Here is a 25,578-nt window from a genome sequence, read left to right on the forward strand (position 1 = left end):
CTCCGCAGCCGACGATCAGCACCCGCTTGTCGCGGAACAGGGACGGGTCGCGGTACTCCCGGGCGTGCCGTATCTCGCCGTCGAAGTGGCCGGGCAGCGCCGGCAGGTTCGGGGTATGCAGGGTGCCGCTGGCGATCAGCACGCCGTCGAACCAGCGGCTGCTCTGCTCGCCGTCCCGTTCCACGGTGACGCGCCAGCCCTCGCCTTCCGGCGTCACCGACAGCACCCGGGTGTTGAACCGGTAATGCTCGTAGAGACCGAAATGCCGGGCGTAGTCCTGGAAGTAGCGCTTCAGCTCCGCGTGATGCGGGTAGGTGGCCACCCGCTCGTCCATGGGGAATTCGCGGAACTCGGTCATCCGCTTCGAGGAGATCAGATGCGCGGTTTCGTACATGGTGCTGTGGGGGTTATCGATATCCCACAACCCGCCCACCTCGCCGTTCAACTCATAGCCGACGAAGGGCAGACCCTGTTTACTGAGGTTTCTTGCCGTGGCCAGGCCCATGGGGCCGGCGCCGATCACTGCGTACATGGGTAACGCCTGCTTGTTATTATTTCAGTATGGTTTAAGACCCTAACCGGGCGAGCCTGGCCCGGCACGGCTGATTCGCGACCCGAGTACGGTTAATTCAGGACCTTTCCATCCAGGACTTTTCCATGAGCCACAGCCCCACCGTCACGGTGCACTTCTCGCAAGCCATCATGCAGGCCGCCCAGCGCCTGGGGCTGGCGCTGCCCGGCGACCTGGTGGCACGCCTGGACCGCCGCGAGCGGGTCGACCTGGCCAGCCAGGACCGGCTCTGGGAAGCGTTCTGCGAGGGCGCCGGCGACCCGCTGGTGGGCGTGGATCTGGGCCTGGCGCTGCAGGTCGGGCACCTGGATACCGCCGGCATGATTCTGATGAGTTGCGAGACGCTGGACGAGGCGGTGGAATCGCTGATCGATTACCACCCGATCGTCGGCGAGGGCGGCGCCTTTCAGGTGGCGCGCGGCCCGCGCTTCTGCGAGGTGCGCTATGAGCCGGTCTACCGGACACGGCGCACCACGCGGGTGGAAGCGGTCATGGCCAGCCTGATTCATCTGACCCGGTGGAGCACCGGCGATGCCTTCCGCCCGGACCACCTGACGTTCCGCCACGCTGCCCAGGCTCAACCCCAGCGGTACCAGGACAAACTGGGGCTGCCGGTGCATTTCAACCGCGCCGACAACGCCCTGGTGTTCGCCAGCGATCAACTGGCTCTGCCGTTGATCCACGCCAACCCGGCCCTGTGCCGCCACCTGCGCGGCCTGGCCGACGAGCTGCTGGCGCGCCTGGACAGCCAGTCCCTGGGCGCCCGCGTCAGCACCCTGATCCGCGATCACCCACGCTGGGGCAAGGAGCGCATCGCCGAACAGCTGGGCATGAGCGGGCGCCATCTGATCCGCAAACTGGCGGACGAAGGCACCAGCTTCAAGTTGTTGCGGGATACGTTACTGCAGGATCTGGCCGAACAGGCCCTGGCGAACGGCGCCCGCACCGGCCAGATCGCGGAGGACCTGGGCTTTTCCGATGAGAGCGCCTTCGCCAAGGCGTTCAAGCGCTGGACCGGCAGGACGCCGGCCCGCTTCCGGGAGGCACGGCCGGATTAGACGGCGGCCAGCGCCTGCTCGATGTCGGCGAGGATGTCGTCGATGTGCTCGATGCCCACGGACAGACGCACCAGGTCGGCGCTGACGCCGGCGGTCTTGAGCTCCGCCTCGTCCAGCTGCCGGTGGGTGGTGGTGGCCGGGTGGCAGGCCAGTGATTTGGCGTCGCCGATGTTCACCAGACGCTTGATCATCAACAGCGCATCGATGAAGCGGGCGCCGGCATCGCGGCCGCCCTCAATGCCGAAGCTGAGAATCGAGGCGGGAACGCCGCCGTCCATGTAGCGCTGCGCCAGTTGATAGTCCTGGTCGCTGTCCAGGCCGGCGAAGTTCACCCAGGCCACTTTCTTGTGATCCCGCAGGTAGCGGGCCACCGCCAGACCGTTCTCGCAATGCCGCTCCATGCGCAGGCTCAGGGTCTCGATGCCCTGGAGAATCAGAAAGGCGTTCATCGGCGACAACGCCGCGCCCATATTGCGCAGCGGCACCACCCGGGCACGGCCGATAAACGCCGCCTCGCCCATGGCCTCGGAATAGATCACCCCGTGATAGCTGGGGTCCGGCTCGTTGAATTGCGGAAAGCGCGGGTTGTCCTTCCAGGGGAAACGCCCGGAATCGACGATGGCGCCGCCCACGGTGGTGCCGTGGCCGCCCATGTACTTGGTGAGGGAGTGCACCACGATGTCCGCGCCATGCTCGAACGGCCGGCACAGCGCCGGTGTGGCCACGGTGTTATCGACGATCAGCGGCACCCCGGCGTCGTGGGCCACCTTGGCCAGCGCCGCCAGGTCGACGATGTTGCCGGCCGGGTTGCCGATCGACTCGCAGAACACCGCTTTGGTGCGCTCGTCGATGGCCGCGGCCATGGCCGCCGTATCGCGGCCGTCCGCCATGCGCACGTCGATGCCCATGGTCGGCAGGGTGTGGGCGAACAGGTTGTAGGTGCCGCCGTAGAGCTGGCTCACCGAGACGATGTTGTCGCCGGCGCGGGCCAGGGTCTGGATCGCCGCGGTGGTGGCGGCCATGCCCGAGGCCATCGCCAGGGCGCCGATGCCGCCTTCCAGTTGGGCGACGCGCTCTTCGAGCACCGCGTTGGTCGGGTTCATGATGCGCGTGTAGATGTTGCCCGGCACTTTCAGGTCGAACAGGTCCGCGCCGTGCTGGGTGTCATCGAAGTAGTAGCTGGTGGTCTGGTAGATCGGCACCGCCACGGAGTGGGTTTCCGGATCACCGGCGAACCCGCCGTGAATCGCTATGGTCTCTTTTTTCATGGTGTCCTCGCTGGGTCTTCGATTTTTTAGCGGGTTATTTCAACGGCGGTTCGGGCCAGAAATTAAACTCCGCGGGCACATGGTTGAGATCGGTATCGAACACCGGGTCCCGTTTTTCCAAAAAGGCGGTGAAGCCGTCCTTGCCGTCCCAGAACTCATTGGCGCGGTAGATCATTCTCGACTCCACCGCGTGGGCCTGCATCGGATGGTCGAAGGTGGGGTTACGCCACAGCATCTGCTTGGCCAGCGCCACCGATACCGGTGAGCTTTTGGCGATCAGCTTGCGGGCCAGCGTCAGGGCGGCGTCGAGCACCTCTTCCTTGCCGTGCAGGCTGCGGAACAGGCCCGCTTCCAGGCCTTCCTCGGCGAGGAAGATGTCGCCGCTGTAGACCCACTCCAGCGCTTTCTGCATGCCCACCGCGCGGGGCAGGAACCAGGTGGAGCACGCCTCCGGCGTCAGGCCGCGCTGGGTGAAGACGAAACCGATCTTGGCGCCCTCGGCGGCCAGGCGGAAATCCATCGGCAGGGTCATGGTGATGCCGACGCCCACGGCGGCGCCGTTGAGCGCGCCGATCACCGGCTTGCGGCAATTGAAGATCGCCAGCGACACCTCGCCGCCGGAATCACGGATGGTCTCCACCGGCGGCTCCTCGCCCTCGGCATCGTCGTAACCGAACACATGGCCGCCGTCCTCGGGCTGCATCTCCATGCCGGCACAGAACGCCCGTCCGGCGCCGGTGACCACCACCGCGCGCACCTGGTTGTCGCGGTCCGCCTCGCCGAACACATGCACCAGTTCGTCTTTCATGCGCAGGGTGAAGGCGTTCATGCGGTCAGGGCGGTTCAGGGTGACGGTGAGAATATTGTCCGCCAGCTCGGTGCGGATGTGCTGGTACTCCATGATAACTCCCGGTTTTTATTGATCGTGAAGGCGGGGCTCGTCGAGATGCTCCACCTGGATGGGGAAGGCTCTAGCATAGCGGGAAGGCAGGGTGTCGAACATGGCACGGAGGGTGCGATTGAGATGGGGCTGATCGTAGAAGCCGGCGGCCAGCGCCAGATCCGTGAGGCTCATGCCGTCACGCCACAGAGTGAGCGCCCGCTGGCATTTGAGATGCAGCTGGAAGCGCTTGAGATTGACGCCGAGTTCCTCGCGGAAAAGGTGCCGGAAACGGGATTCGGACAACCCCACCGCCTCGGCCAGGGCGGCGCCGCCCAGGCCGGCGGCGTCGTCACCCCGGCGCAGGGCGCGGCAGGCGAGCACCACGCGCGGATCCAGCGGACGGGGTTCACCGGCTTCCAGGGTGGCGCGCGCCGCCAACGCCGCGGCGGCGGACGGCGACGCCGCCAGCTCGTTCAGGCAGGCGCGGAAACGGGGATGTTCGGCCAGCGGAAACTCACCGCCCGGGCCCTGCAACCGCAGCGCCCGCCAGGCACGGTGGTCCGGGTCCAGGTGCAGCACCGCCACCGGACCGTCGCTGTCCAGCGCCTGGTCCACATCCGGCGCCGCCCAGACCGCCTCGGCGGTGATCCAGTGGCCGGCCAGCTGCACGCGAATCGGCTCACGGCCCAGGCTCACCAGCAGCGACGCCGCCACATGGCTGTGCGGCCGGTTATGCAGATGCGGCGCCAGCATGCACCAGCCCCCTTCCCAGAGGAAAAGGGGCGAGCGGGGGCGCGTTTCAGCGTCCGCCATTCGGCGCCCGGTTCAGGACGGGCGGCCGTGGCCCGGGGTGCGGCTGAGCCCCAGCTTGTAGGCCAGCTCCAGGCTGACGAACACCGGGCCCACCAGCAGGAACACCAGGTCGTCGGTGAACGACGGCTTCTTGCCTTCCACCTTGTGGCCCCAGACCTGCACCGCCCAGGCCACCAGCCACAGCACCAGCGCGCTCCAGCCCAGCGACAGGGCACTGCGGTCGACCAGCGTGACCACCGCGATGGACACCGCCAGCCAGCCCAGCATCAGCAGGGACACCCCCATGGAAAGCCGCAGGTAGAACGGCATGCAAAGCACCGCCAGCAGGGTGCCGCCGTTGACCCAGTAGGCCGCCGCGCCTTCCAGGCCCAGCCACTGGCCGACCGGAATCAGCCAGAACAGCCCCAGCGTGGAGACGAAAATCGCCGGCACACAAAAAATATGCACCCACTGGTTCACCGGGTGGCGATGGCTGTCGCCGTAATCATGTAGAAAAGTCGACAGATCACGCATGACAACACTCCTCTTGTTGTTTTAGGGCCTGTTCACACTACCTCAAACACTAGCGACGCGGACGTCGGCAAACTTGTATGTAGCGGCTGGCGGCCGGCGGCTGGCGGTCAATCGCCGCGGCGGCTGTCGTTCAGCGCCTGCAGCACCGCCCGGCGGGTCAGCAAGCCCACCAGCCGGTCGCCGCTGTCCAGCACCGGGTAGATTTTCGGCTTCTGCTTGACCATCAGCCCGGCCACGTCGACCACCGAATCGTCCTCGCGCACGGTGAGCGGCTGATCGTGCATCAGCTCTTCCACCCGCAGTGACCCTTCCTGGTGATAGCTGGACACCAGCAAATGGCGCAGGCAGTCCTGCTCGGAGACGAAACCGATCACCCGGTGATCGCCGTCGATCACCGGCAAGCCGGTATAGCGCCCGTTCAACAGTGTCGCCACCACCGACGTCATTTCGGTGCCCGCCACCAGAGAGGGCGGGTGCCGCACCATCAGATCCCTGACCACTAACGAAGCCATTTGCCAATCTCCTTGTCACCGCCGCGATCATCACGTCCGTACCCCGACTATACACCGCCGCGGCGCGGATGACGCCCGCTCACAGCGTCCCTACAATGGCGCGAAACCATTAAAAAGGAACAGACCATGGGGTTTTCGCGGCGGCACCGGTTTTATTTCGTCCTTGTGGCGTTATGGCTTACCGGTCCGGCCCTTGCCGCCAGCGACGCCCAGTGCCAGCGCGAACAGGCCGCGCTCAACCAGTGGCGCGAAGGCAACCAGCGGCTGGAGACGCATCTTGAGCACCTGGACGCGGCCCTGGCCGGGGAACTGGTGGCGCCGGCGGCGCTCACCGACGCGCTCGGCGCCGCCCCCACCGGCAGCGCGCCGCCGCCGTCGCGGGCGCCCGCCGCCGTGGTGCCCGGCTGCGACGCCCTGGCCCCGGACTACAAAGGGGTGCGCGAACGAACCCTGCGGCTCACCGAACAACGCCGGGCGAAACGGCTGCAATGGTTTGAGCTGGCCGACGAACAGCGGCGCGCCCTGACCACTTGGCACGAGCTGTATCAGAACCTGGCCGGCGCCCCGGCCGAGGGCGGCTCCGACGATTATCTGCGCGAGCGCCTGGCCGGCCTGATCGCCCTGACCCCGCTGCTGCGCCGGGACCCGGCCGCCGCCTTCACCGCGCTGGACCGGCTGGCCCGGCGCCCGGGCACCCCGCCCTGGCTGAGCGCGGCGGAACCGGCCCAGGAAATGCTCTGGCGCCGGCAAAGCGCCGAGGCGCAACGCCAGGTGCTGGCGCTGCGCGCCGCTTTATGGGATCAGGCCGGCGGCCTGTCGTTGCTGACCGGGGGCGGCGGGCTCGACGCCGCGCTGACGGTGATTGATCTGGAAACCGGGCTGGCCGTGGACCGTCTCTATCAGGCGTTCCAGCTCACCTTCCAGGAGGGGCGCCTGAACGGCGAGATGCGCCGCTATCTGCCGCTGCTCAGCAACGCCCTGGCGCTGTTGTTGGGTATCGCCCTGTTCGCGGTGCTGATCCATTTCAGCCGGCGCGGCAAAGGCGCCCTGCTGTCGCTGCACGCACGCGTCATGGAAGCCAGCGGCGGGCGCCGCTGGCTGTGGAACCTCAGCCGGCTGGTGGCGGGGCTGGCGCCGCTGCTGCCGTGGCTGATTCCCTGGTTCGCGCTCGACCTTGTGGAACCGGCGCTGCAGGCGCCCTCCACCCGCTTGCTGCTGTGGCTGCTGCCGCTGGCCCGGCTGTACGTGGTGTTCGGGCTCACCTGGCTGATCGGCGAATGGCTGGTGCTGCGCGTGGCCCAGGGCGCCGGCACCTACCTGAACGGCGAACAGGCCAACCAGGCCGGCGAACGGGCGCGCCGCGTGGCGGTCTGGCTGATGCTGCCCTGGGCGCTGTTCCTGGCGGTGGACCAACTGCTCGGCGGCGGCCTGCTGCATGATTTCAGCGGGCTGCTGCTGGGGCTGGCGCTGTACGCCGCCATCGGCCGCCTGCTCACGCAGCGCGGCGAGGACTACCTGGTGTGCTTGCAGAGCATTCTGCCGTCGCGGCTCGACCCCCTGGCGGCGCGCCTGCTCAGTCAGCGCCTGTTCTCCTGGACCGCGCCCTTGCTGCTTCCGGTGGCTCTGGTGTACTTCGTGTTCCGTTACCTGGACCAGCTGCTGGCCGGCGCCGACTGGTACCTGCGCCTCAAGGCGCGCTGGTTCCGGATGCGCGCGCAAAGCGGCGACGAGGACGACAAGGCCGAAGACGACACGCGGCCCGCCCGCGAGTACCAGCAGTGGTTCGACGCCGGCCTGCCCGACGACGAGCCGGCGCCCTTTATCGATACCGGGCTCACCGACGCCATGGAAAAGGCGATTCAACGCTGGCGCGAGGACAAAACCGACGAGAACACCCTGCTGGTGGCCGGCGAGAAAGGCAGCGGCAAAAGCATGGCGGCGCGCCGCCTGACCCGCGCCCTGGAGAAAAACGACGAGGGCCTGCGGGTGGTGTCCGTGACGGTGCCGCCCAAGACCCTGGCCCCGGAGGACGTCATCGCCCTGGTCGCCGAGGCCCTGGACGAGTCTCTCGAGGAGGGCCCCGCCAGCCTGGTGAAGAACGATGAGCAGCGCCGCCCCACCCTGCTGGTACTGGACGAAGCGCAGAATTTCTTCCTCGCCCGGATCGGCGGTCTGGAGGGCTGGCGCGCGCTGCTGCGTTTGACCAACGCGCGCCTGGACAACCTGTTCTGGCTGGTGCTGCTCAACAACCAGAGCTGGGCGTACCTGTGCAATGTGTTCGGCCGGGAATATCAGTTCCGCAATGTGGTGCGCGTGAAGCGCTGGGGGCAGAGCGAGATTCGCTCCCTGATTCTGTCGCGGCACCATCTTTCCGGCCAGACCCTGCGTTACGACGAGGTGCTGCTGTCCTCCCGGGGGCCGGAGGCGGGCAACGTGCGCAACGCCGAGCAGCGCTACTTCAGCCTGCTGTGGGACGCCTGCCGGGGTAACCCGATGGCGGCATTGAGGCTGTGGCTGAGCTCGGTGAAGGTGACCCGTCGCCAGGTGCTGGTGGGGCTGCCCGCCAAACCGCAGGGCACCGCGGTGGAAAAGGCCGGCGAGAATCTGCTGTTCGTGTACGCCGCCATCGCCACCCACGAAAACCTGTCCAGCGGGGAAATCGTGGCCGCCACCGACCTGCCGGAAAACGTGGTGCGTTACGCCCTGAAGGCGGGCTTCGACGCCGGCTTTATCCGCCAGAGCGACGACGGCCGGTACCGGCTGGTGCCGCTCTGGTACCACACCGTGATCAACCATCTGACCAGGAAGAATCTGCTCCATGAATGAAAGCGGCGATATTGTCACGGACCTGGCGGTGGTGGTGGACCTGTTCAACGCCTACGCCATTCTTTTGCTGGTGGCCGGCGGTTTCTGCCTGTGGGCGCTGAACTGGGGCATTCAGAAAGTCAGCGGCTCGCTGATGGACAAGGTGCCGGCACGCCGCTTTCTGATCCTGCAGATCACCACGCTGATCGGCTTTCTGATCTACACCCTGGGCACCGGCGCGCTGATCGTCGGGGTGCTCAACCCGCCGCGGGAATTCATCCTGGCGGCAGCGGGCTCGATCGCGGTGGCGCTGGGCTTCGCGCTCAAGGACGTGGCGGCGTCGCTGGTGGCCGGCCTGCTGTTGCTGTTCGACCGGCCGTTCCAGGTCGGTGACCGGATCAGCTTCGGCGACACCTACGGCGAGATCGTCGCCATCGGCCTGCGCGCGGTGCGCGTGCAGACGCTGGACGACAACCTGGTGACGATTCCCAACGCCCGTTTCATCACCGACGTGGTGGCCTCCGGCAACGCCGGTGAACTGGACATGATGGTGGTCACCGACTTCCATGTGTCGGTGCAGGCGGACCTGGAACAGGTGCGCGGCATTATCGAGGAAGTGATCGTCACCAGCCGCTACGCCTATCTGAAGAAGCCGGTGGCCTTCGCCATTGAAGAGGTGGAGATCGGCAACGCCCTGGCGGTGCGGTTCCGCTCCAAGGCCTATGTGCTGGACGTGCGCTACGAAAAAGCGTTCCAGAGTGACGTGGTGTTGCGGGTCACCGCGCTGTTCCGCGACCAGGAGATTCCCCGGCCGCGGATACTGCGCGACTGAACGGAGCGTTAGCGGGGCGCCAGCTCCGGCCGGTCCAGCATCTCGGCCAGCCGTGCCAGGGCGCGCTCGCGCACCGCGCGGCTGTCTTTCTTTTCCGGGTGGAACGACGGCTTGTAGTAAGCGGCGTAGGAACGGCCCAGCCGGCGCAGCCAGCCCGGGCGGCCGAGCAGCCAGTTCAGGCCGTTGCCCACCGAGCGCAAATCACGCTTGTCGTCCATGCCCTGGCGCAGCTGGATGTAGTGGAAGATGGTGAAGCCGATGAATTCCACCGTGGTCAGCGCCATCTCCGACGTGCGCACCCAGTAGCTGCCCACCTGATCGGCATAGACGTCGAACGCCACCGCCTTGTGCTCGCTTTCCTCGATGGCGTGCCACAGCCACAGCGGCAGCATGCGCTCGTCCATGCCTTCCAGGAACTCGGGCTCTTCAAGCATCAGCTCGGCGAGCATGGCGGTGAAGTGCTCCAGGGCACAGGTCTTGGCGAGCTGCCGCTCCGGAGAAAACTTCTTGGCGATCCACTTCATGCCTTCATGAACATAATCGTGCACCTTTTGAGTGGGCACGCCCTTGCTCTCCATGAAGGCGTTGAACTGTTCGTGTTCGTTGCCGTGGTGCGCCTCCTGGCCGATGAACCCTTTCACCCGCTCGCGCAGATCCGGGTCGGTGATCTGTTTCTGGTAGTGGCGCACCGAGCGCACGAAGAAGCGCTCGCCTTCCGGGAAGGTACAGGACAACGCGGTCAGCAGAATGGTCTTGAACTGGTCGCCGGCGAACCAGTAGCGCGGCATGTCCGGGTCGAACTGGAAATCCATGCGCCGGGGCTGAATGTCGCTGCCGTTGGTGCGACGCGGCTCGTTCGGGGAAATCGGGGCTTTGGCGTTCATAGCAATCATCTTCCCTGTCGCGGTGAGCGGCGCCTCGACGACGCCTCACTGGAACCTTGAGTAATGACCGTCAATATGGGCCAGCGCACCCGAAACACTCCAGGGCCGGTTGTGCCATTTTTTAATCCGCGGGTGGCCCGCCCGGAGACCGCGGCGGCCACGCATAAAAAAGGCCGGCGGGGAGCCGGCCAGTTGGGGAAGATCATGGCGCGGGGCGAACCCGCGCCCGTGGGCACATCCTTTTGCCCGGGGTTGAGCATTACGGTGAGCGCGTAATGGGTTTCAGGCGGTGGCTTTGAGCCAGTCGGTCAGCTCGTCGGCGCCACCGATACGCTGGCCTTCGATGTACACCTGCGGCGTGGTGCCGGCGCCGGTGACGGCGGCCAGGGTGCTGTAGCTCAGGCCACGGTTGCCCAGTTCGATTTCCTCGAACTTGAAGCCGGCGTCGCGCAGTTCGCGCTTGGCGCGGGCACAGTGCGGGCAGCCCGGCTTGGTGAAGATGGTCACCCGCTGGGGCAGGGACGCTTCACCGTTGATGTGGGTCAGCATAGTGTCGGCGTCGGACACTTCGAACGGGTCGCCGGGCTTCTCCGGCTCAATGAACATCTTCTCGATCACGCCGTCCTTCACCAGCATGGAATAGCGCCAGCTGCGCGGACCGAAACCCAGGTCCTGCTTGCCGACCAGCATGCCCATCTTTTCGCTGAACTCGCCGTTGCCATCCGGAATGAAACGGATGTTGTTGGCGTCCTGATCACCGGCCCAGGCGTTCATCACGAAGCCGTCGTTCACCGACAGACAGATGATTTCGTCAATGCCGTTGGCTTTAAACACCGGCGCCAATTCGTTGTAACGCGGCAGATGCGTGGACGAACAGGTCGGCGTGAACGCGCCGGGGAGGGCGAACACCACTACGTTTTTGCCGGCGAACAGATCATCAGTGGTAACGTCTTTCCACTCGTTGCCTTCGCGGGTACGGAACGTGACTTCAGGTACCTTTTCGCCTTCACGATTCTCCAACATTAAATGCTTCCTCCTGTTCGGTGCATCGGAATGTGGCTGATTGATGAAGGCATGGTAGCCACCGCGCCCTCATCAATAAAACGAATGGTGCCTATATAGCGAATAGCCCTTCGCTATCAATCGCCCAGGTGGGCGGACAGCATCCAGGCGGCCTTCTCGTGGATCTCGATACGCTCGCTGGCGATTGCCGCGGTGCCTTCGTCCTCATGGCCGGCGGCCAGCTTGAGCACCTTGTTGGCGCGCTCCGCCACGATGCGATGGTCCGCGGTCAGCGTCTTCAGCATTTCCGTGGCGTCCGGCTCGCCCTCGGCGTCCTTCACGGACGACAGACGGGCGAAGGCCGCGTAGCTGCCCGGCGCTTTATCGCCCAGGGCGCGAATGCGCTCCGCGATGGTGTCCACCGCCGTCGCCAGCTCGGTGTACTGCTGTTCGAACAGCAGATGCAGGCTGTGGAACATCGGGCCGGTGACGTTCCAGTGGTAATTGTGGGTTTTCAAATACAGGGTATAACTCTCCGCGAGCAGTTTACTCAGCTCCTGGGAGACTTCTTTGCTGTGTTCAATCATGGTGCTCTCCTTTGCGGGAATGTCCGGATTGACTCCAATACCTTTACGCTAAGCCCTCGGGGTCGGAACCGCGAACTCATTTTCGATATACTCGTCATAGCTTGGTGCAATCGAACCTTTATCCGCGCTTTGCAAGCCGCAAAGCCAGCGCTCATGATGCGCGTTTTCAGTGAACGGCGGGTTAACCTCAAGGAACGTGTATGACGACACCTTCTACACCCTCCGCGTCTTCCGAGCCGGGTCAGCCGGACTACCCTCTGATCGAAGAGGTGATCAACAGCCTCACCCATGCCATCGGCCTGCTGCTGAGCATCGCCGGCACCGCGGTACTGGTGGAGTCGGCCAGCGTCCAGGGCGACCCCTGGAAAATCGTTTCCTTCAGCGTGTTCGGCGCCAGCCTGGCGCTGCTGTACGGCGCCAGCATGCTCTACCACGGCAGCCGGCGCCCGCATCGGCGGGCGCTCTACAAGATGCTGGATCACTGCGCGATTTTCGCGTTGATCGCGGGCACCTATACGCCGTTTCTGCTGGTCAATATGCGCGGCACCGTGGGCTGGACCCTGTTCGGCGTGATCTGGGGGCTGGCGTTCACCGGTATCGTTCTGAAGCTGCGTTTCGGTAACCGCTACAAACTGGCCCGGGTGGGAATTTACCTGGCCATGGGCTGGCTGGTGATGTTCGCGTCCGGGGAGCTGATGGACACGGTCAGCCCGTTGGGCTTCTGGCTGCTGCTCGCCGGCGGCATCACCTATACCGCCGGCGTGGTGTTTTATCTGGCCGACCGGCTGCCGTACAACCACGCCATCTGGCATCTGTTCGTGGTGGGCGGCAGTGTCTGCCATTTCTACGCTATCTACTACGCGGTGCTGCCCGCCTGACGGGCCTCAGAGCAGCGCTTCGATGTCGTCGGCGAGCTTTTCCGGCTTGTCCTTCGGCGCGTAGCGCTTGACCACGTTGCCGTCGCGATCGACCAGAAACTTGGTGAAGTTCCATTTGATCGCCTCGGTGCCCAGCAGGCCCGGCGATTCCGATTTCAGAAACTTGAACACCGGATGGGCGTTGTCGCCGTTGACGTCCACTTTTTCGAACATCGGGAACGAGACGCCGTAATTCTTCTCGCAGAAGGCGCCGATTTCCCCGGCCTCGCCGGGCTCCTGGCGGCCGAACTGGTTGCAGGGGAAACCCAGCACTTCCAGCCCCCGGTCGGCGAAGTTGGCGTACAGCTTCTGCAGCCCTTCGTACTGCGGCGTGAAGCCGCACTTGCTGGCGGTGTTCACCACCAGCAGAACCTTGCCCTTGTAGTCGGAGAGGGGCTTTTCCTCACCGTTGAGGTCGCGGGCCTGAAAGTCGTAGATGCTCATGGGTGCCTTCCTCCTGAGTGAAGGTCGAACGGCCCACCGGCTCAGCGGCGTGCCGGATAAGGGTGACCGGAATGTTACCGTCCACACCATCATAGACCACTTCCGCGCCATTGCCTGCCCATCTTCCAGGGACAAGGCGCTTACTCCTCCGCCAAACGCAGGTAGGCGCCCTGCAACGCCGCCATACCCTCGCGGATCGCGGCTTCGCCCTCCGGATAGGTTCCCTGGAACCAGTCCAGGCGGATGTCCGCGGAGTCGATGTACCAGCGGGCGTGGGCCATGGCGGCGGCGCGCAAGTACGCCGGCAGCTCCTGTTGGTAGCGTTGCGCTTGCGCGGCGTCCTCCGGCCGGTGTTCGGTGACCAGCCGCGCCAAGCCCGGCACTTTGTTCACGGCGTCGGTTCTCATTAACGCGGCCACGTCCAAAAGGTGTTGATTACGGTCATGGTGCCCCTCGGTGACGCCATCGGCGCCGGAGCGGCCCAGATAGTCACCCCGATACTCGATGTATTGAAGACCCGCTTCGTGATGAAGCCGTTCGCGCGCCTCCGCCATAGCGAGATTGAGGGACCGCAGCACCAATCTGGATTGGGTGGCGTTATAGGCATGCGCAGGGGAGCGCGCCTCTTCCCCGCATCCGCTTTCAAAGAAGAAACGGTCCTTGTCCGCGTCATAGGCGGCGACGGCATCGTCCGGCAACGCCATGTCGCCATTCAGATTCCGCAGCCAACCCGATTCCTTGGTAAGCCGGGCCCGCCATTCATACAACCGAAGGCCGTCGCGAGCCGTTTCAATGGCGCTGTCGTCGTCGTTCCAGGACACACTGAATTCCAGGTGATCCACCGCGGTGTAGCTCGCTGGATCGCCATCGCCACGAATCAGAAGGCGATAGTTCCCGCTCAGACCCCTGGGGGTCAGATCCAGCGACGCCGGGCCGAGGCCATTGCACCGCCGCACTACCCGGTAGCCACCCAGCGGCTCAGCAAACCCACCGCCTTCGGCTTCCGCCGGCGCCGGAGCCGGCGCCTCCGTGGCGTTGTCACAGCCGACCATCACCAGCAGCGCGGCAAACATCATCCATGACCGATACATCGCAAACTCCTCCGTCCCTGTCGGGTAGACCCTATACAGGCGCCGGAATTCTTTCCATTAACAAACGATGACCCTGCTTTTTTCTCAAACCGGATCACGGACCGTAGCTCTGAAATCGGAATGGGTTAACGTTTTCAGTGAGAAAGGACCGTCGTCAGTGACAGATGGCACACAACGGGCGGCCATGGGCGGCGATACATGGCTCCTACTCACACAGCGCGGTTATACTGACCACCAGTTTTCGTTGATAGGGATGCCAACCATGAAACGCACCAGGACAATACTGTTTACTGCTTTGCTGACACTCTCGGGCCAGACCCTGGCCGCGGACTTGAAACCCGGGAAATGGGAAGTGAAGCGCACCATCACCAGCGAACTGCCGCCGGGTATGGACAAGGAAACCACCGACACGGAGTGCCTGAGCGCCAAGCAGGCGGACGACATGGCGCTCACCATCCGTCAGGCCTCACTGCGCAATGGCTGTAGCAGCCCGCAGTTCCAGCGGGATGGAAAGAGCCTTGAGTGGCAGACCCAATGCACGTCCGGCAATCGTACTCTGAGCGTTGATGGCTCCATGACCATCAACAGCGACGAACGCTATAACGCGGCAATCAGCACCAAATCGGAAAAGGGACCGGGGATGACGACCGAGGAAGAGGCCCGCTGGACGGGCCCCTGCGATTCCTGAGCGTGGTCGTTACTCGGCGTACAACGCGTCCACCACCGCTTTCGCGGTGACTTCGCTGGAAGGCGGGTTCTGACCGGTCACCAGACGCCCGTCGGTGACCACATGGGGTTCGAATTTACCCGTATTGTGGATCTCCGCGCCGAGCTCCTGGAGGCGGGTTTCCAGTAGGAACGGCATCACCTCGTCGAGGCCCACTTCGCGCTCCTCTTCGTTGGTGAAGCAACTCACACGGCGGTCCTTGACCAGCGGCACGCCATTTTCGTCGCGCACCCCCACCAGGGCCGCCGGGCCATGACAGACCGCGCTGACCACGCCGCCCTGGGCCCAGGTACGCTCCAGCACGCCGGCCACCAGGGGATTGTCAGGCATGTCGAACATGGCGCCGTGGCCACCGGGCACGAACACGCCGACGAACCCGTCTTCCCAGATTTCCTCCAGGGGGCGGGTGTTCTCCAGCTCGGCGATGGCGTCCTTCCACTGCTCTTTCTGCTCATCGTCCGGCACCGAGCGGGGATCGATGGGCACCTTGCCGCCGGTGGGGCTGGCCACCCGGACCGGCACCTTGTTGTCGCGGAAAATCTGGTAGGGAATCGCGAATTCCTCCAGCCACAGACCGGTCTGTTGACCCTGACCCATCTGTGATGCGCTGGTGACCAGCATCAGAAGTGGCTTGTCCAAATTCATAGTGGCTCCTTGTCGATATTCCGCTTGACGCTGACAGACGCGGCATCAAGATGTGATGAACTTCATTCGCCGTTCCCCACAGCGTGGGGGCGGCATTCACCATTTCAACGACCGGCCCCGGGACGGATACGCAAACCATGAACTGGGAACAACTGCTCAACAAGGGCCGCTTGGGACACCGCGACGCCAAGGATGAAACCGGCCGCACCGCCTTTCTGCGCGACCATGACAAGATCATCTTCTCCGGCGCCTTCCGGCGCCTGGCGCGCAAAACCCAGGTGCACCCACTGGCCACCAACGACCATGTGCACAACCGGCTCACCCACTCCCTGGAGGTGTCCTGCGTGGGCCGCACCCTGGGCATCCGCGCCGGCGAGCGCCTGCAGGCCCTCGGTCACCTGCCGGAAGGGGCCGGCGCCACCGACCTGGGCGATATCGTGCAGTCGGCCTGCCTGGCCCACGACATCGGCAACCCGCCGTTCGGCCACACCGGCGAGCGTGCGATCCGCGCCTGGTTCCAGGAGCGCGGCCAGCGCTATCTGGACCTGCTCACGCCGGAACAGCAATCCGACCTGATCTACTTCGAGGGCAATGCCCAGGGTTTCCGCATCCTCACCAAGAGCGAATACCATCAGTACGACGATGGCATGCGCTTGACTTACGCCACCCTGGCAACGTTCCTGAAGTACCCGTGGCTGTCGTCCCGCGCCGCTGAGGGTGGCCTTAAGCCGGGCAAATACAGCGCCTTTCTGTCCGAGGCGGACGCCTTCCAGGAAGTGTGCGCGGCCACCGGGCTCCGGGAACTGGCGCCCGGCCGCCATTGCCGCCACCCGCTCGCCTACCTGATGGAGGCGGCGGACGACTTCTGCTACGCGATCATTGATCTGGAAGACGGGCTGGAGATGGATCTGCTGCACTGGGACGAGGTCTACGCCCTGCTGCAGCCCGCCCTGCCGGACAACAACGAAGTGCGCCGCCTGGTCCATTCCGAGCTGCGCGACGGCCGCAAGGCGGCGCTGCTGCGCGGCAAGATCATTGAGCGGTTTATCGAAGCGGGGGTCGAGGCCTTCGTCGCCAACCACGAGGCTCTGCTGGCCGGCAACATGGAAGGCGACCTGCTGCACCATTGCGAACCGGCGGTCTACGACGTCGTGGAAAACGCCAAGCAGCTGGCGCGCGGCAAGGTGTTCGAGCACCCGCGCAAGATCGAGCTGGAGATCGGCGCCTTCGAGGTGATGGGCGCCCTGCTGGACGGCCTGATCGAGGCGTCGCTGTCCCACGCCCGCGGCGCCACGCGCAACTACCGCCACGAGCGCATCATCGATCTGATCGGCCGCCACAGCTTCCCGGACGGCCTGGCGGACATGGACGAACAGGAACGGCTCTACCAGTGCATCATGCGGGCGCTGGACTTTCTCGCCGGCATGACCGACAACTACGCCACCTATCTGGCCAAGCAGTTCTCCGGCATGGCGGAAACGCGCTACTAATGCGCCACTGAGGCCCGCTAGAGCCGCAGCGCTTCGAGCTGCTTGTTGAGGGCCTGGCTGAACGCCTCCGGCTGTTCCCACTGGGGGAAATGGCCGGGGTACGCCAGTACCGTGTCACTGACCCGGCCGGCGCAGCGCTGGCGGGCGACATCCGGGATCATTTCACCGTTGATGGCGAACAGCGGCGCCTTCACGGCCGCGAAGGCGGGCTCCGGGTTCCAGCGCAACAGGTCACCCCACAGCGGCAGCATCTTGTCCGGGGCCGCGGACGCCATCTGCGCGCCGAGCGTCTGTTTCAGGTGCTCCGGCATGGCGTCGGAGGTGTTGGCCTCCACCAGCCTGCCCACCGCCGCCGGGAAATCCTCGTGGAAGCCGCCCTCGATGCCGGCGGCGTCGTCCTCCGACAGATCACCGTAGGGAATGATGAAGGTGTCGACGAACACCACCGCGGCCACGGATTCCAGCAGCGCCGCGGCCTCCAGCGCCACGGCGCCGCCCATGGAATGGCCCACCAGCACCACCCTGGCGGGCCGTCGGGCGTTCACCATAGCGGCCAGGTCCCGCGCCATGCCGGCCACCGTCCAGGTACCCGGGGTCGATGCGGAATCGCCATGGCCGGGAAGATCCGGCGCCAGAAAACTCACCGTCTCCGGCGCGCTTTCCAGGTAGGCGTGCCAGTCGCTGCGTCGGCAGCACCAGCCGTGCACCAGCACCACCAGGGTGTCGCCGGCGCCGTTCTTCTCGGTGGCCGCCAGCCGGCGCCCGTCACTCAGTATGACTTCGCGTTCCAAGTTGTTTCCCCCTAAGCGGATAAAAGGCTCGATGCGCCAGCGGACGGCGCCGCCAGTCGCCATGGTGCAGTGGCCGACCGGCCGGGGCGCTGGCGCGCAGGTACACCCAGGCGTGCCCCCAGGGCGTGTCGATCAGGCGCCGCTGGTAATCAGCCGGATAGCCCTCAAGCACGTCCAGGCGCTGCAGAATCAGGCGGCTGATCCGATAGACCTCGCCGGTCACGGCGGTGCGGCCACCCGCCGACAGCACCGGGTAAGGGCCCAGATCGATCAGCGTGAAGCGTGGCGGCGTGGTCCACCGGCCGAGACATGACGCGCCCTTCAGCCAGGCGTGGTTGCTCTCCCCGGTCAGCAGCGTGCCGTAGACGAACACTCTCAAGACGGCGTCTCCACCCTTGGCGGCAGCGTAATTGGCGGTGTCGGCATTTTGCGGTCGGTTGTCCAATCGTTACGTTGACGCGCCGGTGTCACCGGCGCGCCTTGTTTTGTGACATAGTTGACCGTGGGGGACAAGGATACATTGGGGGTTTTATGGAAGGTTCTAGCAGACTTCCTTATACCGGGGCAGGCCATCAGGCGCTTCTGGATACGCTTTACGCCACACCCACGGATCAGTCGCTGTGGCGGAGTTTTCTCCACCAGCTGGTCACCGTCAGCCAATCCCGTTCGGCCCGTCTGCTGGTACTCGACAAGGCGGCGGAAACGGTGCGTTCCAGCACCAAGATCAATATCGACGACCGCGCCCACCAGGACTACGTGGATTATTTCGTCAACACCTGCCCCTGGCGCCCGGAATTGAAGGAAAAGCCCGCCGGGCGCCTGTACTCCACCTACCTGGATTTTTCCTGCCGGCAGCGCCGTTTCTACAAGACCGAGTTCTATAACGACTGGGCCCGCGGCCTGGATATCCACCACGGTGTCTGCGGCACCGTGTACCAGGCCGATGACTACACCATCCAGCTGCTGGTGCAGCGCACCGGCGGGCAGGGCCCCTACGAGGCACAGGATACCGCCTGGTTCAATGAGCTGGTGCCCCATGTGCGCCGGGCCATCGACCTGACCCGCCACTTGCATCAGTTGGAATGGGGCCAGCGCGGCGGACGAACGGCCGCGCACCGGCCATTCGCGGTGCTCGCTCAAGGCGGCCGCGTGGAATTTCTCTGCGACCGCGCGCAGGCGCTGATCGCCGGCGAGGAAAGTCTGGCCTGCCGGCACGGACGTCTGGCACCCAAGCGGCAAGGCCCGAGGGAGCGCTTTCTGACTCTGGTGGACCGCGTCATTGCCGGCGCCGGCCGGGACTGGCGACACTCCGGGGGCACCGTGTCTCTGCCCCGACGGGATGGCGGCAGGCTGGTGTGCATGGTGGGGCCCATCGCTCCGGCCAATAGCGGCGCTCTGCTGGCCCCAGAAGGCCGCGCCTTGGTTTACTTCCACGCGCCGGAATACGAGGGCGCGGTGGACGAACAACAGGTTGCCGAATTGTTTGATCTGACCTCGGCGGAGGCTCGCGTCGCCGCCGCGATCGCTGAAGGCAGCGACCTTAAAAGCCTGGCGGACCGTCTGTCCTTATCGGTGGAGACGGTACGCGGGCAATTGAAGTCGGTGTTCCGGAAAACCGGCACCCGCCGGCAGAACGAACTGGCGGCACGCATTCTGCTGTCACCGGCCCTGCGCCCCAGGGAGGCGCCCCCGATCAAGCTGTAGCGACCTCCGACCCGGCATCCTTAAGAGACTGTCGCTTAGCCGCGATGCTCATGGGCAAGGCGGTTACGGCGTCGCGTATGGGCCACGACATCGGGATAATCAGCGAGCAGTTCAGCGGGCGACCGGGCCGGCAGGGCGCAGTCACGGCAGGCCAACAGACCGCGCTTTTCGACCACGAAGCGGTCACGCGGCTGAAAAGGTCCGGTCACGGTCTGGCGGTTTTCATCCTCCAGCCCCTCCGGCGCGGCGCCCCAGAATTCGCCTGTAATGCGGCCCGGCTCGACCTGATAGTGCACCAACCCGATACCCACGAATTGAGACGCCGACCAATCCTGCGGCGCCTCGTCGAACAAACGCACGGACTCGCCGCCAGTGCCCGCCATCACCTGTACGTAGCCGAAAGGAGAGCGGAACCCGTAGGCCATACGGTGGGAACGCTGATAGACATGGTCGTGCCCGACAAGCAGCAGATCCACGCCATAGCGTAGAAGAATATTCTCCTGCAGCGTAACCAGGGCGAAATTGGCGGGGCTGCGCCCCAGCTGGTCGGTCCAGATCGGGTAATGCTGCACCAGCACGATAAAGTCGATCTCGCCCCGCAACCGGCGTAGCGCCGCTTTTGAGAGATCGATCTCCAAATTGATCAATTCCTCGGCAAGGGAAAAGTCGTCGATCAAAGCGCCGGCGCTACTGACGAAGAAATGCACCCGGTTAACGTCAAACGGGTAGTAGGTACTTCCCGGGTTGTCATTGAGGTTATTCAACAGCGGGTCGGGGTGAGTGAGACGGCTTTTAAAGGCCTTGCCGGCGTTCAGGCCGTCGCCATCCTTGGCCTCATGGTTGCCGGCCGCCGCCATGGTAACGGTACTCGCCAGTAGGGGCTCGGCGAGATCGAACCACTGATCCCAAATCGGCTGCTCGCCATTCGCGTACGACAGATCACCGGCCAACAAGAGAAGATCGCTGGGATGTTGAAGGCTCTCATCGACCACGCGTTTGGCCCGCTCACTGATACCGTGGTCGCCGAAGTGCGTGAACGACCAGCGCTGCGTGTCAATCGGCGCCAGCCAGTAGACCCGCGACCAGCCCCCCTCGGGTGACCCGACGCGGTAGCGGAACGGTCTGCGCGGGTCCAGCGCCGGCGCCATCGCGCGGTGCGTCAGCGCCTCCACACCGAAGGTGGGCTCCGAGCGCGCGTAAACCCATTTCAGGAAAGGGCGGCTCTGCACGCTTTGCGGGTCCCAGTCCGCTTCCGGCTGGTCGTATTCCAGGCGCTGGGCCGGCGCCTCGTTGCCGTCGCTGAACCAGGTCACGGTGCGTGTCCGCCGGGTGCTGTCCTCCAGACTCACATGCAGGCCACGCGGCGGATGGCTGTCCGGCTGCGGTGCCGGGGGCTGCGTCGGTGGTTCCGGCGGCGTGCCCGGATCCGGGTCGGGCGGTGCCGGCTCATTGGGTGCCGGCGTCACCGTGTCGCTTCCCCCACCGCCACCGCACCCGGACAGCACCACGGCGGTGCCGGCCATGCCCAGCAAAAACAGCCGCCGGCCATTACTGACCAAACCCGGCTCTTCCTCATCGGTAGTCCTACCCATTAAACCGCCCTCCGCGAATCAAACAGAGAGCATGGCCGGCAAAGATGTCGGCGCTCTTAAACCGATCCCTCCGGGCTTAGCGATTTTGTGAGTATTTCGTGAAGACGCGTAAACCGCCGCTCAGTCGATCAGCGGCAGCCGGTGTTCCAGGGTGGCGGCCCGCACCGCGTCGGGGATGCGGATTTCCGTGGCCAGGGGCAGATGGTCGGAAAGCAGGCAGTCGGTGAGCACCCGGCTGTGGCTGACCTCCAGCTCGGGGGACGCCAGGATATGATCGATGTGCCGGTACGGGGCCCAGCTCGGGAAGGTGTTCAGGTCGCCCTCCACGGCGCGCAGGCCCAGCTCCGCCAGCGGCGAACTGCCCAGGTGCTCCAGCCGGCAATTGAAATCACCCACCACCACGGCGTAACGGAACGGCGACAGCAGGCGGGTGATGTAGGCCAACTGGGTGTTGCGCATTTTCTCGCCCAGCGCCAGGTGCACCACCGCCAGCACCAGCGGCTCCACCGGGTGGCCGAACTTGACCAGGATCACGCCGCGCCCGGGCAGGCCGGGGAGGATGTGGTCCTCCACGGAATAGGGCGTCAGGCGGCTCAGAAAGCCGTTGCTGAACTGGCCCAGCCGGCCCAGGTTGCGGTTGAGTTGCTGATGCCAGAAGGGGAAATCGGCCAGGGACGCCAGGTGAACCAACTGATTCACATTGCGTGAACGCAAACTGCCGCCATCCACCTCCTGCAGGCCGACCACATCGAAATGGCGAACCACATCGGCGATCTGCTCGATGGTCTCGACACTGCGCGGGTGCGCCACCAGATGCTTCCAGCTGCCGGTGAAATACTCCCGGAACCGGCTGGTGCCGATGCCCGCCTGAATGTTGAAGCTCAGCAGCCTGAGGGTGTCATCCGGCAGGGTGACCTCGCGCACCCGGCGGGTGCGGCGGTGGCCTTCGCGTGCGAAGGAAAACCCGGCGGGCCGGGTTTTCCAGGACTGGTACGCGGTTCGCGCGCGCTCCAACAGCATTCAGCTTGAACTCCCGAAAGGGCTAGCGGCGTTCCTTCTTCACCAGGAAGTCGATCACGTCGAACATTTCCTGATTGTTACGCAGGCCGTCGCGAAGAATCAGATACTTCCCGTTGACCACGAAGGACGGTACGCCGCGGATCTGGTAGTCGCGGGCCAGCGCGTCGGTCTGACGCAGCTTGGTGGACACCCCGAAAGAGCTGTAGAGCTGGTTGAACTCATCCTCTTCCACGCCGTATTTGGCGAAGAAGTCGGCCAGCGCGGTGGGGGTGAACAGCGGCTCCCGGTGCTTGTGAATGGCGTCGAACAGGGGTTTGTGGATCTCATCCACCTTGTCGAGGATGTCCGCCACATAGTAGGCGCGGGCCAGGGGCTCCGCGTTCTGCAGGAAGGTCACCGGCGAGCGGACGTAGTTAACGTGCTCCGGCTTGTCTTCCAGCCAGTCCTCGATCACCGGCTCCAGACTGAAGCAATGCGGGCAGATGTAGGAGAAGAACTCGCGCACTTCCACCTGACCGGGCTCGTCCACATTGCCGGGATTGTCCAGAACCTTGTAGTGGGTCCCTTCCGCGTAGCGGGCGTGCTCGCCGCCGGATTCCTGTGCCCAGGCCGCCGCCGTAAGAGTCAGGCCGAGCAGCACCGCCATAACCGTTCGCAACATGAGGTTCTCCTTGTTGTTGGCTGTTCCACTTTGATCGTGGCAGATAGGACCGTGATAACGCGAAAACGCTCCCCACGGTCACGGAAAGTTGCATTATTACCGCATTGGCGCCGTCTTGCCCATGAACGGCGGCCACAAAAAAGGCAGCCGAAGGCTGCCTTTTCGCTGAACGCCGATCAACAGCGGGTTATTCGTCGCTGTCGCGCTCCGGCGCGGAGAGACCCGCCACGAAGCTGGAGACCGCCTGGATCTGGGCGTCGCTCATCTTCGCCGCCAGGGTGCGCATCATCGCCTGGGGATCGTTGTCACGCTTGGCCATGTCGCCGATGTCCTCGCGGCCGACGGCGCGGAACGCTTTCAGCTGGCTTTCCGTGTAGGCGGGCTGCTGGCCGGCCAGTGCCGGGAAACCGGCGGCGTCGACGCCCTGACCGGCGGGGCCGTGACAACCGGCGCAGGCGGGGATGCCCTGCTCCACGTCGCCACCGCGATAGATACGCTCGCCCATTTCCACCAGGTCCGGCTTCACCTGGCCGGTTTTCACGGACTGCTCGGTGAAGAAGGCGGCCAGGTCCTGCATGTCCTGCTCGCTCAGATTGGCGGCCTGGCCCTGCATGATGGCGTTCTCGCGCTCACCGGATTTGTAGGCCTTAAGCTGCTTGATCAGGTAGCGCTCGCCCTGCCCCGCCAGACTCGGGTACTGGCCGGAGGGGGAATTGCCGTCCGGGCCATGGCAGGCCGCGCATACCTGGGCTTTCTCTTTACCGGCTTCCGGGTCGCCCTCGGCCAGGGCGAAGGGGGTGGCCACCACGGCAGCCAACAGCACGAACAGCTTGAAACACTTCATGGCCTTTCCTTCAAGAGCAGGGATTACTTGGTCATGTATTCAATAAGAGCACGATAATCTTCTTTGGAGCAGTCGCCGCACATGCCGCCCGGGGGCATGGCGTTGTAGCCCTCCTCGACGTGCTTGACCAGCGTGTCCATGCCTTTGTCCATGCGCGGCTTCCAGGCGGCCTGGTCCCCGGTTTTGGGGGCGCCGGCGGCACCGCTGGCATGGCAGTAGGTGCAGCTCTGATCATAGAGCTCTTTGACGGATTCGGCCTGGGCACCGGCCGACAGGCTCATAGCGATGGCGAGGGCGAGCCCCGTGGCAAAACCTTTCATGTGAATCTCCCCATGAGCTGGCGACATGCTGGCTTACTCAGGCGTCGGCGCCGAATTTGCCTTTGCACACAAACACCTGTAGAACGTCGGCCGCACGGCGAACGCGCGACGGCGCGCATTATATACTAGAGGTTCGCTCCCGTCATATGCCTTATTAAAGGCGCGGGTATTCGCTGTCCGCGCTCACTGAGAGACCGATAATGGCCCAAGATCCGACCCAGCGCCTTCTCCACCAGGCCCGCTTCCTGAAAAGCGCCCAGAACGTGGAACAGTGCCCCCCGGACGCGGGTTTCGAGGTGGCCTTCGCCGGCCGCTCCAACGCCGGCAAATCCAGCGCCATCAACCGCCTCACCGGCCAGCGCACCCTGGCGCGCACCTCCAAGACCCCGGGCCGCACCCAGCTGCTGAACTTCTTCGAGCTGGACGAGGAGCGGCGCCTGGTGGACCTGCCCGGCTACGGCTACGCCAAGGTGGACAAGGTGACCCGCCAGCAATGGCAGCGCGACCTGGACGATTATCTGGCGCGCCGGCAAAGCCTCACCGGGCTGGTGCTGTTGATGGACATCCGCCATCCGCTCAAGGATTTCGACCGTCTGATTCTGGAATGGTCGGCGCGCGCCGGCATGCCGCTGCACCTGCTGATCACCAAGGCGGACAAACTCAAGTACGGCGCCGCCAAGAACACCCTGCTGCAGGTGCTCAAGGACGTCCGCGATCACCCGGCGCCGCTCAGCGCCCAGCTGTTTTCCGCCACCAACGGCAGCGGCTGCGACGAGGCCTGGCGCCAGCTCGGCACCTGGCTGGCGGTGCCGCCGGACCCGGCGGGCTGACCGGGTCCGTCACTCCGGCGACGTTTTACGACACCGCTCTGGCGCAGGGGCGGCACCGGCCAAAGCGTGCCGATTCAGTGTAACCCACTGACATAAAACGTCTTTTACCGATTTCCAAAAACAGGCATGCCTCTTGCTTCAGTGAACGGCAAGAAGAAGGAAGAGGGGAAGTCCCACTTTTCAGTGGGCAAAAAAAATCCCTGGCAGCAAGTGGGGGAAGGGAACGACTGCGCTGCCAGGGAGGCTTGCCGCCCCAGCCTCCTGGGGGAGAGACCGGGGTGTCCAGAAGCTACGAACCGGTGAGGGTACTGGGGGATCGGGGGTACCGGTCCGTAGCTATTGATTAGGACTGGCCGCCTTTGGAAAAAGTTTCCACGTCCTAATACCTTTTACAAATTTCATAATTCCTGCACAACAAGCACTATTAAACCCGCTTGCGGCTACTGCTTCCAGGGGCCGCCGCGGGTATCTTCCCGGCGCTTCAGATTGCGGTGCATGGCCGCCTTGGCCAGCATGTGCGCCGATACCGGAGCGGTGATAAACAGGAACAGAACGATCAGCACTTCCTGGAGCTGCAACGCCCGCTCCTGCCAGGAGAAAAACAGCAGCGACCCGAGAATGGTGCCGCCCACGCCCAGGGTGCTGGCTTTGGTCGGGCCGTGCAGACGCAGATAAAAATCCGAAAGCCGCACCAGGCCGATGGACCCCACCAGCGCGAACACCGCCCCGACCAGAATGAAGGCACTGACCAGAAATTCAACGATCTCGTTCATA

At 64.7% G+C, this 25,578-nt stretch carries 28 protein-coding genes; 8 read left to right on the top strand and 20 right to left on the bottom strand.

The window, feature by feature from the left end; all coding sequences use genetic code 11:
- Positions 1–532: flavin-containing monooxygenase (locus ACEQZD_RS14060; RefSeq protein ID WP_370186211.1), on the bottom strand; the 532-nt coding region annotated here is incomplete at its 3' end.
- 125 nt (positions 533–657) lie between these two features.
- Between ACEQZD_RS14060 and ACEQZD_RS14065 the strand changes: the two genes are divergently transcribed.
- On the top strand, positions 658–1,629 hold the full coding sequence (locus ACEQZD_RS14065; RefSeq protein ID WP_370186212.1) for an AraC family transcriptional regulator ligand-binding domain-containing protein: 972 nt from the start codon (positions 658–660) through the stop codon (positions 1,627–1,629).
- Here ACEQZD_RS14065 and ACEQZD_RS14070 read toward each other — a convergent pair.
- The 5 genes from ACEQZD_RS14070 to ACEQZD_RS14090 form a co-directional block, all read right to left on the bottom strand.
- The gene (locus ACEQZD_RS14070) at positions 1,626–2,897 is read right to left on the bottom strand and encodes an O-acetylhomoserine aminocarboxypropyltransferase/cysteine synthase family protein (RefSeq protein ID WP_194854858.1); all 1,272 of its coding nucleotides are present in this window, start codon (positions 2,895–2,897) and stop codon (positions 1,626–1,628) included. The genes ACEQZD_RS14065 and ACEQZD_RS14070 overlap by 4 nt on opposite strands.
- A 34-nt stretch (positions 2,898–2,931) precedes the next feature.
- Positions 2,932–3,798, bottom strand: coding sequence for a crotonase/enoyl-CoA hydratase family protein (locus ACEQZD_RS14075; RefSeq protein WP_370186214.1), 867 nt, complete (start codon positions 3,796–3,798; stop codon positions 2,932–2,934).
- A 15-nt stretch (positions 3,799–3,813) separates the two neighbouring features.
- Positions 3,814–4,533, bottom strand: a complete 720-nt coding sequence (locus tag ACEQZD_RS14080) for a helix-turn-helix domain-containing protein (protein WP_194854860.1) — start codon at positions 4,531–4,533, stop codon at positions 3,814–3,816.
- A gap of 72 nt (positions 4,534–4,605) precedes the next feature.
- Positions 4,606–5,106 carry a DUF962 domain-containing protein gene (locus ACEQZD_RS14085; protein WP_142947622.1) on the bottom strand — a complete coding sequence of 167 codons (501 nt, stop codon included), beginning with the start codon at positions 5,104–5,106 and terminating at the stop codon, positions 4,606–4,608.
- A gap of 107 nt (positions 5,107–5,213) precedes the next feature.
- Entirely contained in the window at positions 5,214–5,618 is a 405-nt protein-coding gene (locus ACEQZD_RS14090; RefSeq protein WP_142947623.1) for a CBS domain-containing protein, read from the bottom strand.
- A gap of 126 nt (positions 5,619–5,744) precedes the next feature.
- On the opposite strand from ACEQZD_RS14090, the gene ACEQZD_RS14095 reads away from it, so the two are divergent.
- Complete coding sequence (locus ACEQZD_RS14095) at positions 5,745–8,444, top strand: AAA family ATPase (protein WP_370186217.1); 2,700 nt, start codon at positions 5,745–5,747, stop codon at positions 8,442–8,444.
- On the top strand, positions 8,437–9,255 hold the full coding sequence (locus ACEQZD_RS14100; protein ID WP_370186219.1) for a mechanosensitive ion channel family protein: 819 nt from the start codon (positions 8,437–8,439) through the stop codon (positions 9,253–9,255). Before ACEQZD_RS14095 ends, ACEQZD_RS14100 begins: the two co-directional genes overlap by 8 nt.
- Positions 9,256–9,263: 8 nt before the next feature.
- On the opposite strand, the gene ACEQZD_RS14105 is transcribed toward ACEQZD_RS14100, so the two are convergent.
- The 3 genes from ACEQZD_RS14105 to ACEQZD_RS14115 all read right to left on the bottom strand — a co-directional run bounded on the left by ACEQZD_RS14105 (position 9,264) and on the right by ACEQZD_RS14115 (position 11,728).
- Positions 9,264–10,139, bottom strand: a complete 876-nt coding sequence (locus tag ACEQZD_RS14105; protein WP_194854862.1) for a metal-dependent hydrolase — start codon at positions 10,137–10,139, stop codon at positions 9,264–9,266.
- Positions 10,140–10,421: 282 nt separating this feature from the next.
- Positions 10,422–11,162: a glutathione peroxidase gene (locus ACEQZD_RS14110; protein ID WP_067604764.1), complete on the bottom strand. Its 741-nt coding sequence runs from the start codon at positions 11,160–11,162 to the stop codon at positions 10,422–10,424.
- 116 nt (positions 11,163–11,278) lie between these two features.
- Positions 11,279–11,728, bottom strand: coding sequence for a Dps family protein (locus ACEQZD_RS14115; protein ID WP_142947627.1), 450 nt, complete (start codon positions 11,726–11,728; stop codon positions 11,279–11,281).
- Positions 11,729–11,928: 200 nt separating this feature from the next.
- Here ACEQZD_RS14115 and ACEQZD_RS14120 point away from each other — a divergent pair, with 200 nt between their 5' ends.
- On the top strand, positions 11,929–12,606 hold the full coding sequence (locus ACEQZD_RS14120) for a hemolysin III family protein (RefSeq protein WP_370186221.1): 678 nt from the start codon (positions 11,929–11,931) through the stop codon (positions 12,604–12,606).
- A 6-nt stretch (positions 12,607–12,612) separates the two neighbouring features.
- Here the strand turns inward: ACEQZD_RS14120 and ACEQZD_RS14125 are convergent, their stop codons facing one another.
- The gene (locus tag ACEQZD_RS14125; protein WP_370186223.1) at positions 12,613–13,089 is read right to left on the bottom strand and encodes a glutathione peroxidase; all 477 of its coding nucleotides are present in this window, start codon (positions 13,087–13,089) and stop codon (positions 12,613–12,615) included.
- 140 nt (positions 13,090–13,229) lie between these two features.
- A complete protein-coding gene (locus tag ACEQZD_RS14130) occupies positions 13,230–14,180 on the bottom strand; it encodes a hypothetical protein (protein WP_370186225.1) in 951 nt (316 codons plus the stop codon).
- 262 nt (positions 14,181–14,442) lie between these two features.
- On the opposite strand from ACEQZD_RS14130, the gene ACEQZD_RS14135 reads away from it, so the two are divergent.
- The gene (locus tag ACEQZD_RS14135; protein WP_370186227.1) at positions 14,443–14,868 is read left to right on the top strand and encodes a DUF3617 domain-containing protein; all 426 of its coding nucleotides are present in this window, start codon (positions 14,443–14,445) and stop codon (positions 14,866–14,868) included.
- A 9-nt stretch (positions 14,869–14,877) separates the two neighbouring features.
- Here ACEQZD_RS14135 and ACEQZD_RS14140 read toward each other — a convergent pair whose 3' ends face one another.
- The gene (locus tag ACEQZD_RS14140; protein WP_370186228.1) at positions 14,878–15,552 is read right to left on the bottom strand and encodes a type 1 glutamine amidotransferase domain-containing protein; all 675 of its coding nucleotides are present in this window, start codon (positions 15,550–15,552) and stop codon (positions 14,878–14,880) included.
- 137 nt (positions 15,553–15,689) lie between these two features.
- Here ACEQZD_RS14140 and ACEQZD_RS14145 point away from each other — a divergent pair, with 137 nt between their 5' ends.
- Positions 15,690–17,042 carry a deoxyguanosinetriphosphate triphosphohydrolase gene (locus ACEQZD_RS14145; RefSeq protein ID WP_194854864.1) on the top strand — a complete coding sequence of 451 codons (1,353 nt, stop codon included), beginning with the start codon at positions 15,690–15,692 and terminating at the stop codon, positions 17,040–17,042.
- A 17-nt stretch (positions 17,043–17,059) separates the two neighbouring features.
- Here the strand turns inward: ACEQZD_RS14145 and ACEQZD_RS14150 are convergent, their stop codons facing one another.
- Positions 17,060–17,833, bottom strand: a complete 774-nt coding sequence (locus ACEQZD_RS14150; protein WP_370186230.1) for an alpha/beta fold hydrolase — start codon at positions 17,831–17,833, stop codon at positions 17,060–17,062.
- Positions 17,808–18,206, bottom strand: coding sequence for a gamma-glutamylcyclotransferase (locus ACEQZD_RS14155; RefSeq protein ID WP_370186268.1), 399 nt, complete (start codon positions 18,204–18,206; stop codon positions 17,808–17,810). Before ACEQZD_RS14155 ends, ACEQZD_RS14150 begins: the two co-directional genes overlap by 26 nt.
- A 158-nt stretch (positions 18,207–18,364) precedes the next feature.
- Between ACEQZD_RS14155 and ACEQZD_RS14160 the strand changes: the two genes are divergently transcribed.
- Positions 18,365–19,537 (top strand): helix-turn-helix transcriptional regulator, encoded by a 1,173-nt coding sequence (locus ACEQZD_RS14160; RefSeq protein ID WP_370186232.1) that lies wholly within the window; start codon positions 18,365–18,367, stop codon positions 19,535–19,537.
- 35 nt (positions 19,538–19,572) lie between these two features.
- Here the strand turns inward: ACEQZD_RS14160 and ACEQZD_RS14165 are convergent, their stop codons facing one another.
- The 5 genes from ACEQZD_RS14165 to ACEQZD_RS14185 form a co-directional block, all read right to left on the bottom strand.
- On the bottom strand, positions 19,573–21,129 hold the full coding sequence (locus tag ACEQZD_RS14165) for a purple acid phosphatase family protein (RefSeq protein ID WP_370186234.1): 1,557 nt from the start codon (positions 21,127–21,129) through the stop codon (positions 19,573–19,575).
- Positions 21,130–21,249: 120 nt separating this feature from the next.
- Complete coding sequence (locus tag ACEQZD_RS14170) at positions 21,250–22,149, bottom strand: endonuclease/exonuclease/phosphatase family protein (protein WP_370186236.1); 900 nt, start codon at positions 22,147–22,149, stop codon at positions 21,250–21,252.
- A 22-nt stretch (positions 22,150–22,171) separates the two neighbouring features.
- Positions 22,172–22,810: a thiol:disulfide interchange protein DsbA/DsbL gene (locus ACEQZD_RS14175; RefSeq protein WP_067612190.1), complete on the bottom strand. Its 639-nt coding sequence runs from the start codon at positions 22,808–22,810 to the stop codon at positions 22,172–22,174.
- 187 nt (positions 22,811–22,997) lie between these two features.
- The gene (locus ACEQZD_RS14180) at positions 22,998–23,654 is read right to left on the bottom strand and encodes a cytochrome c (protein WP_142947636.1); all 657 of its coding nucleotides are present in this window, start codon (positions 23,652–23,654) and stop codon (positions 22,998–23,000) included.
- Positions 23,655–23,677: 23 nt separating this feature from the next.
- Positions 23,678–23,974, bottom strand: a complete 297-nt coding sequence (locus tag ACEQZD_RS14185) for a cytochrome c5 family protein (RefSeq protein WP_067610052.1) — start codon at positions 23,972–23,974, stop codon at positions 23,678–23,680.
- Positions 23,975–24,174: 200 nt separating this feature from the next.
- Between ACEQZD_RS14185 and yihA the strand changes: the two genes are divergently transcribed.
- Entirely contained in the window at positions 24,175–24,804 is a 630-nt protein-coding gene (gene yihA / locus ACEQZD_RS14190; protein ID WP_142947637.1) for a ribosome biogenesis GTP-binding protein YihA/YsxC, read from the top strand.
- Between the two features lie 440 nt (positions 24,805–25,244).
- On the opposite strand, the gene ACEQZD_RS14195 is transcribed toward yihA, so the two are convergent.
- On the bottom strand, positions 25,245–25,577 hold the full coding sequence (locus ACEQZD_RS14195; protein WP_142947638.1) for a Na+/H+ antiporter subunit G: 333 nt from the start codon (positions 25,575–25,577) through the stop codon (positions 25,245–25,247).
- Position 25,578 lies beyond the last annotated feature (1 nt).

Source organism: Alloalcanivorax sp., assembly GCF_964221125.1.
GTDB lineage: Bacteria > Pseudomonadota > Gammaproteobacteria > Pseudomonadales > Alcanivoracaceae > Alloalcanivorax > Alloalcanivorax venustensis.

Excerpts from the sequence above, each read along its gene's own strand:
- ACEQZD_RS14180 (WP_142947636.1), bottom strand. The coding sequence starts at position 23,654 with ATGAAGTGTTTCAAGCTGTTCGTGCTGTTGGCTGCCGTGGTGGCCACC.
- ACEQZD_RS14075 (WP_370186214.1), bottom strand. The coding sequence starts at position 3,798 with ATGGAGTACCAGCACATCCGCACCGAGCTGGCGGACAATATTCTCACC.
- ACEQZD_RS14160 (WP_370186232.1), top strand. The coding sequence starts at position 18,365 with ATGGAAGGTTCTAGCAGACTTCCTTATACCGGGGCAGGCCATCAGGCG.
- ACEQZD_RS14195 (WP_142947638.1), bottom strand. The coding sequence starts at position 25,577 with ATGAACGAGATCGTTGAATTTCTGGTCAGTGCCTTCATTCTGGTCGGG.
- ACEQZD_RS14100 (WP_370186219.1), top strand. The coding sequence starts at position 8,437 with ATGAATGAAAGCGGCGATATTGTCACGGACCTGGCGGTGGTGGTGGAC.
- yihA (WP_142947637.1), top strand. The coding sequence starts at position 24,175 with ATGGCCCAAGATCCGACCCAGCGCCTTCTCCACCAGGCCCGCTTCCTG.
- ACEQZD_RS14110 (WP_067604764.1), bottom strand. The coding sequence starts at position 11,162 with ATGTTGGAGAATCGTGAAGGCGAAAAGGTACCTGAAGTCACGTTCCGT.
- ACEQZD_RS14130 (WP_370186225.1), bottom strand. The coding sequence starts at position 14,180 with ATGTATCGGTCATGGATGATGTTTGCCGCGCTGCTGGTGATGGTCGGC.
- ACEQZD_RS14070 (WP_194854858.1), bottom strand. The coding sequence starts at position 2,897 with ATGAAAAAAGAGACCATAGCGATTCACGGCGGGTTCGCCGGTGATCCG.
- ACEQZD_RS14165 (WP_370186234.1), bottom strand. The coding sequence starts at position 21,129 with ATGGGTAGGACTACCGATGAGGAAGAGCCGGGTTTGGTCAGTAATGGC.
- ACEQZD_RS14105 (WP_194854862.1), bottom strand. The coding sequence starts at position 10,139 with ATGAACGCCAAAGCCCCGATTTCCCCGAACGAGCCGCGTCGCACCAAC.
- ACEQZD_RS14135 (WP_370186227.1), top strand. The coding sequence starts at position 14,443 with ATGAAACGCACCAGGACAATACTGTTTACTGCTTTGCTGACACTCTCG.
- ACEQZD_RS14140 (WP_370186228.1), bottom strand. The coding sequence starts at position 15,552 with ATGAATTTGGACAAGCCACTTCTGATGCTGGTCACCAGCGCATCACAG.
- ACEQZD_RS14185 (WP_067610052.1), bottom strand. The coding sequence starts at position 23,974 with ATGAAAGGTTTTGCCACGGGGCTCGCCCTCGCCATCGCTATGAGCCTG.
- ACEQZD_RS14080 (WP_194854860.1), bottom strand. The coding sequence starts at position 4,533 with ATGCTGGCGCCGCATCTGCATAACCGGCCGCACAGCCATGTGGCGGCG.
- ACEQZD_RS14115 (WP_142947627.1), bottom strand. The coding sequence starts at position 11,728 with ATGATTGAACACAGCAAAGAAGTCTCCCAGGAGCTGAGTAAACTGCTC.
- ACEQZD_RS14175 (WP_067612190.1), bottom strand. The coding sequence starts at position 22,810 with ATGTTGCGAACGGTTATGGCGGTGCTGCTCGGCCTGACTCTTACGGCG.
- ACEQZD_RS14095 (WP_370186217.1), top strand. The coding sequence starts at position 5,745 with ATGGGGTTTTCGCGGCGGCACCGGTTTTATTTCGTCCTTGTGGCGTTA.
- ACEQZD_RS14085 (WP_142947622.1), bottom strand. The coding sequence starts at position 5,106 with ATGCGTGATCTGTCGACTTTTCTACATGATTACGGCGACAGCCATCGC.
- ACEQZD_RS14125 (WP_370186223.1), bottom strand. The coding sequence starts at position 13,089 with ATGAGCATCTACGACTTTCAGGCCCGCGACCTCAACGGTGAGGAAAAG.
- ACEQZD_RS14120 (WP_370186221.1), top strand. The coding sequence starts at position 11,929 with ATGACGACACCTTCTACACCCTCCGCGTCTTCCGAGCCGGGTCAGCCG.
- ACEQZD_RS14090 (WP_142947623.1), bottom strand. The coding sequence starts at position 5,618 with ATGGCTTCGTTAGTGGTCAGGGATCTGATGGTGCGGCACCCGCCCTCT.
- ACEQZD_RS14145 (WP_194854864.1), top strand. The coding sequence starts at position 15,690 with ATGAACTGGGAACAACTGCTCAACAAGGGCCGCTTGGGACACCGCGAC.
- ACEQZD_RS14065 (WP_370186212.1), top strand. The coding sequence starts at position 658 with ATGAGCCACAGCCCCACCGTCACGGTGCACTTCTCGCAAGCCATCATG.
- ACEQZD_RS14170 (WP_370186236.1), bottom strand. The coding sequence starts at position 22,149 with ATGCTGTTGGAGCGCGCGCGAACCGCGTACCAGTCCTGGAAAACCCGG.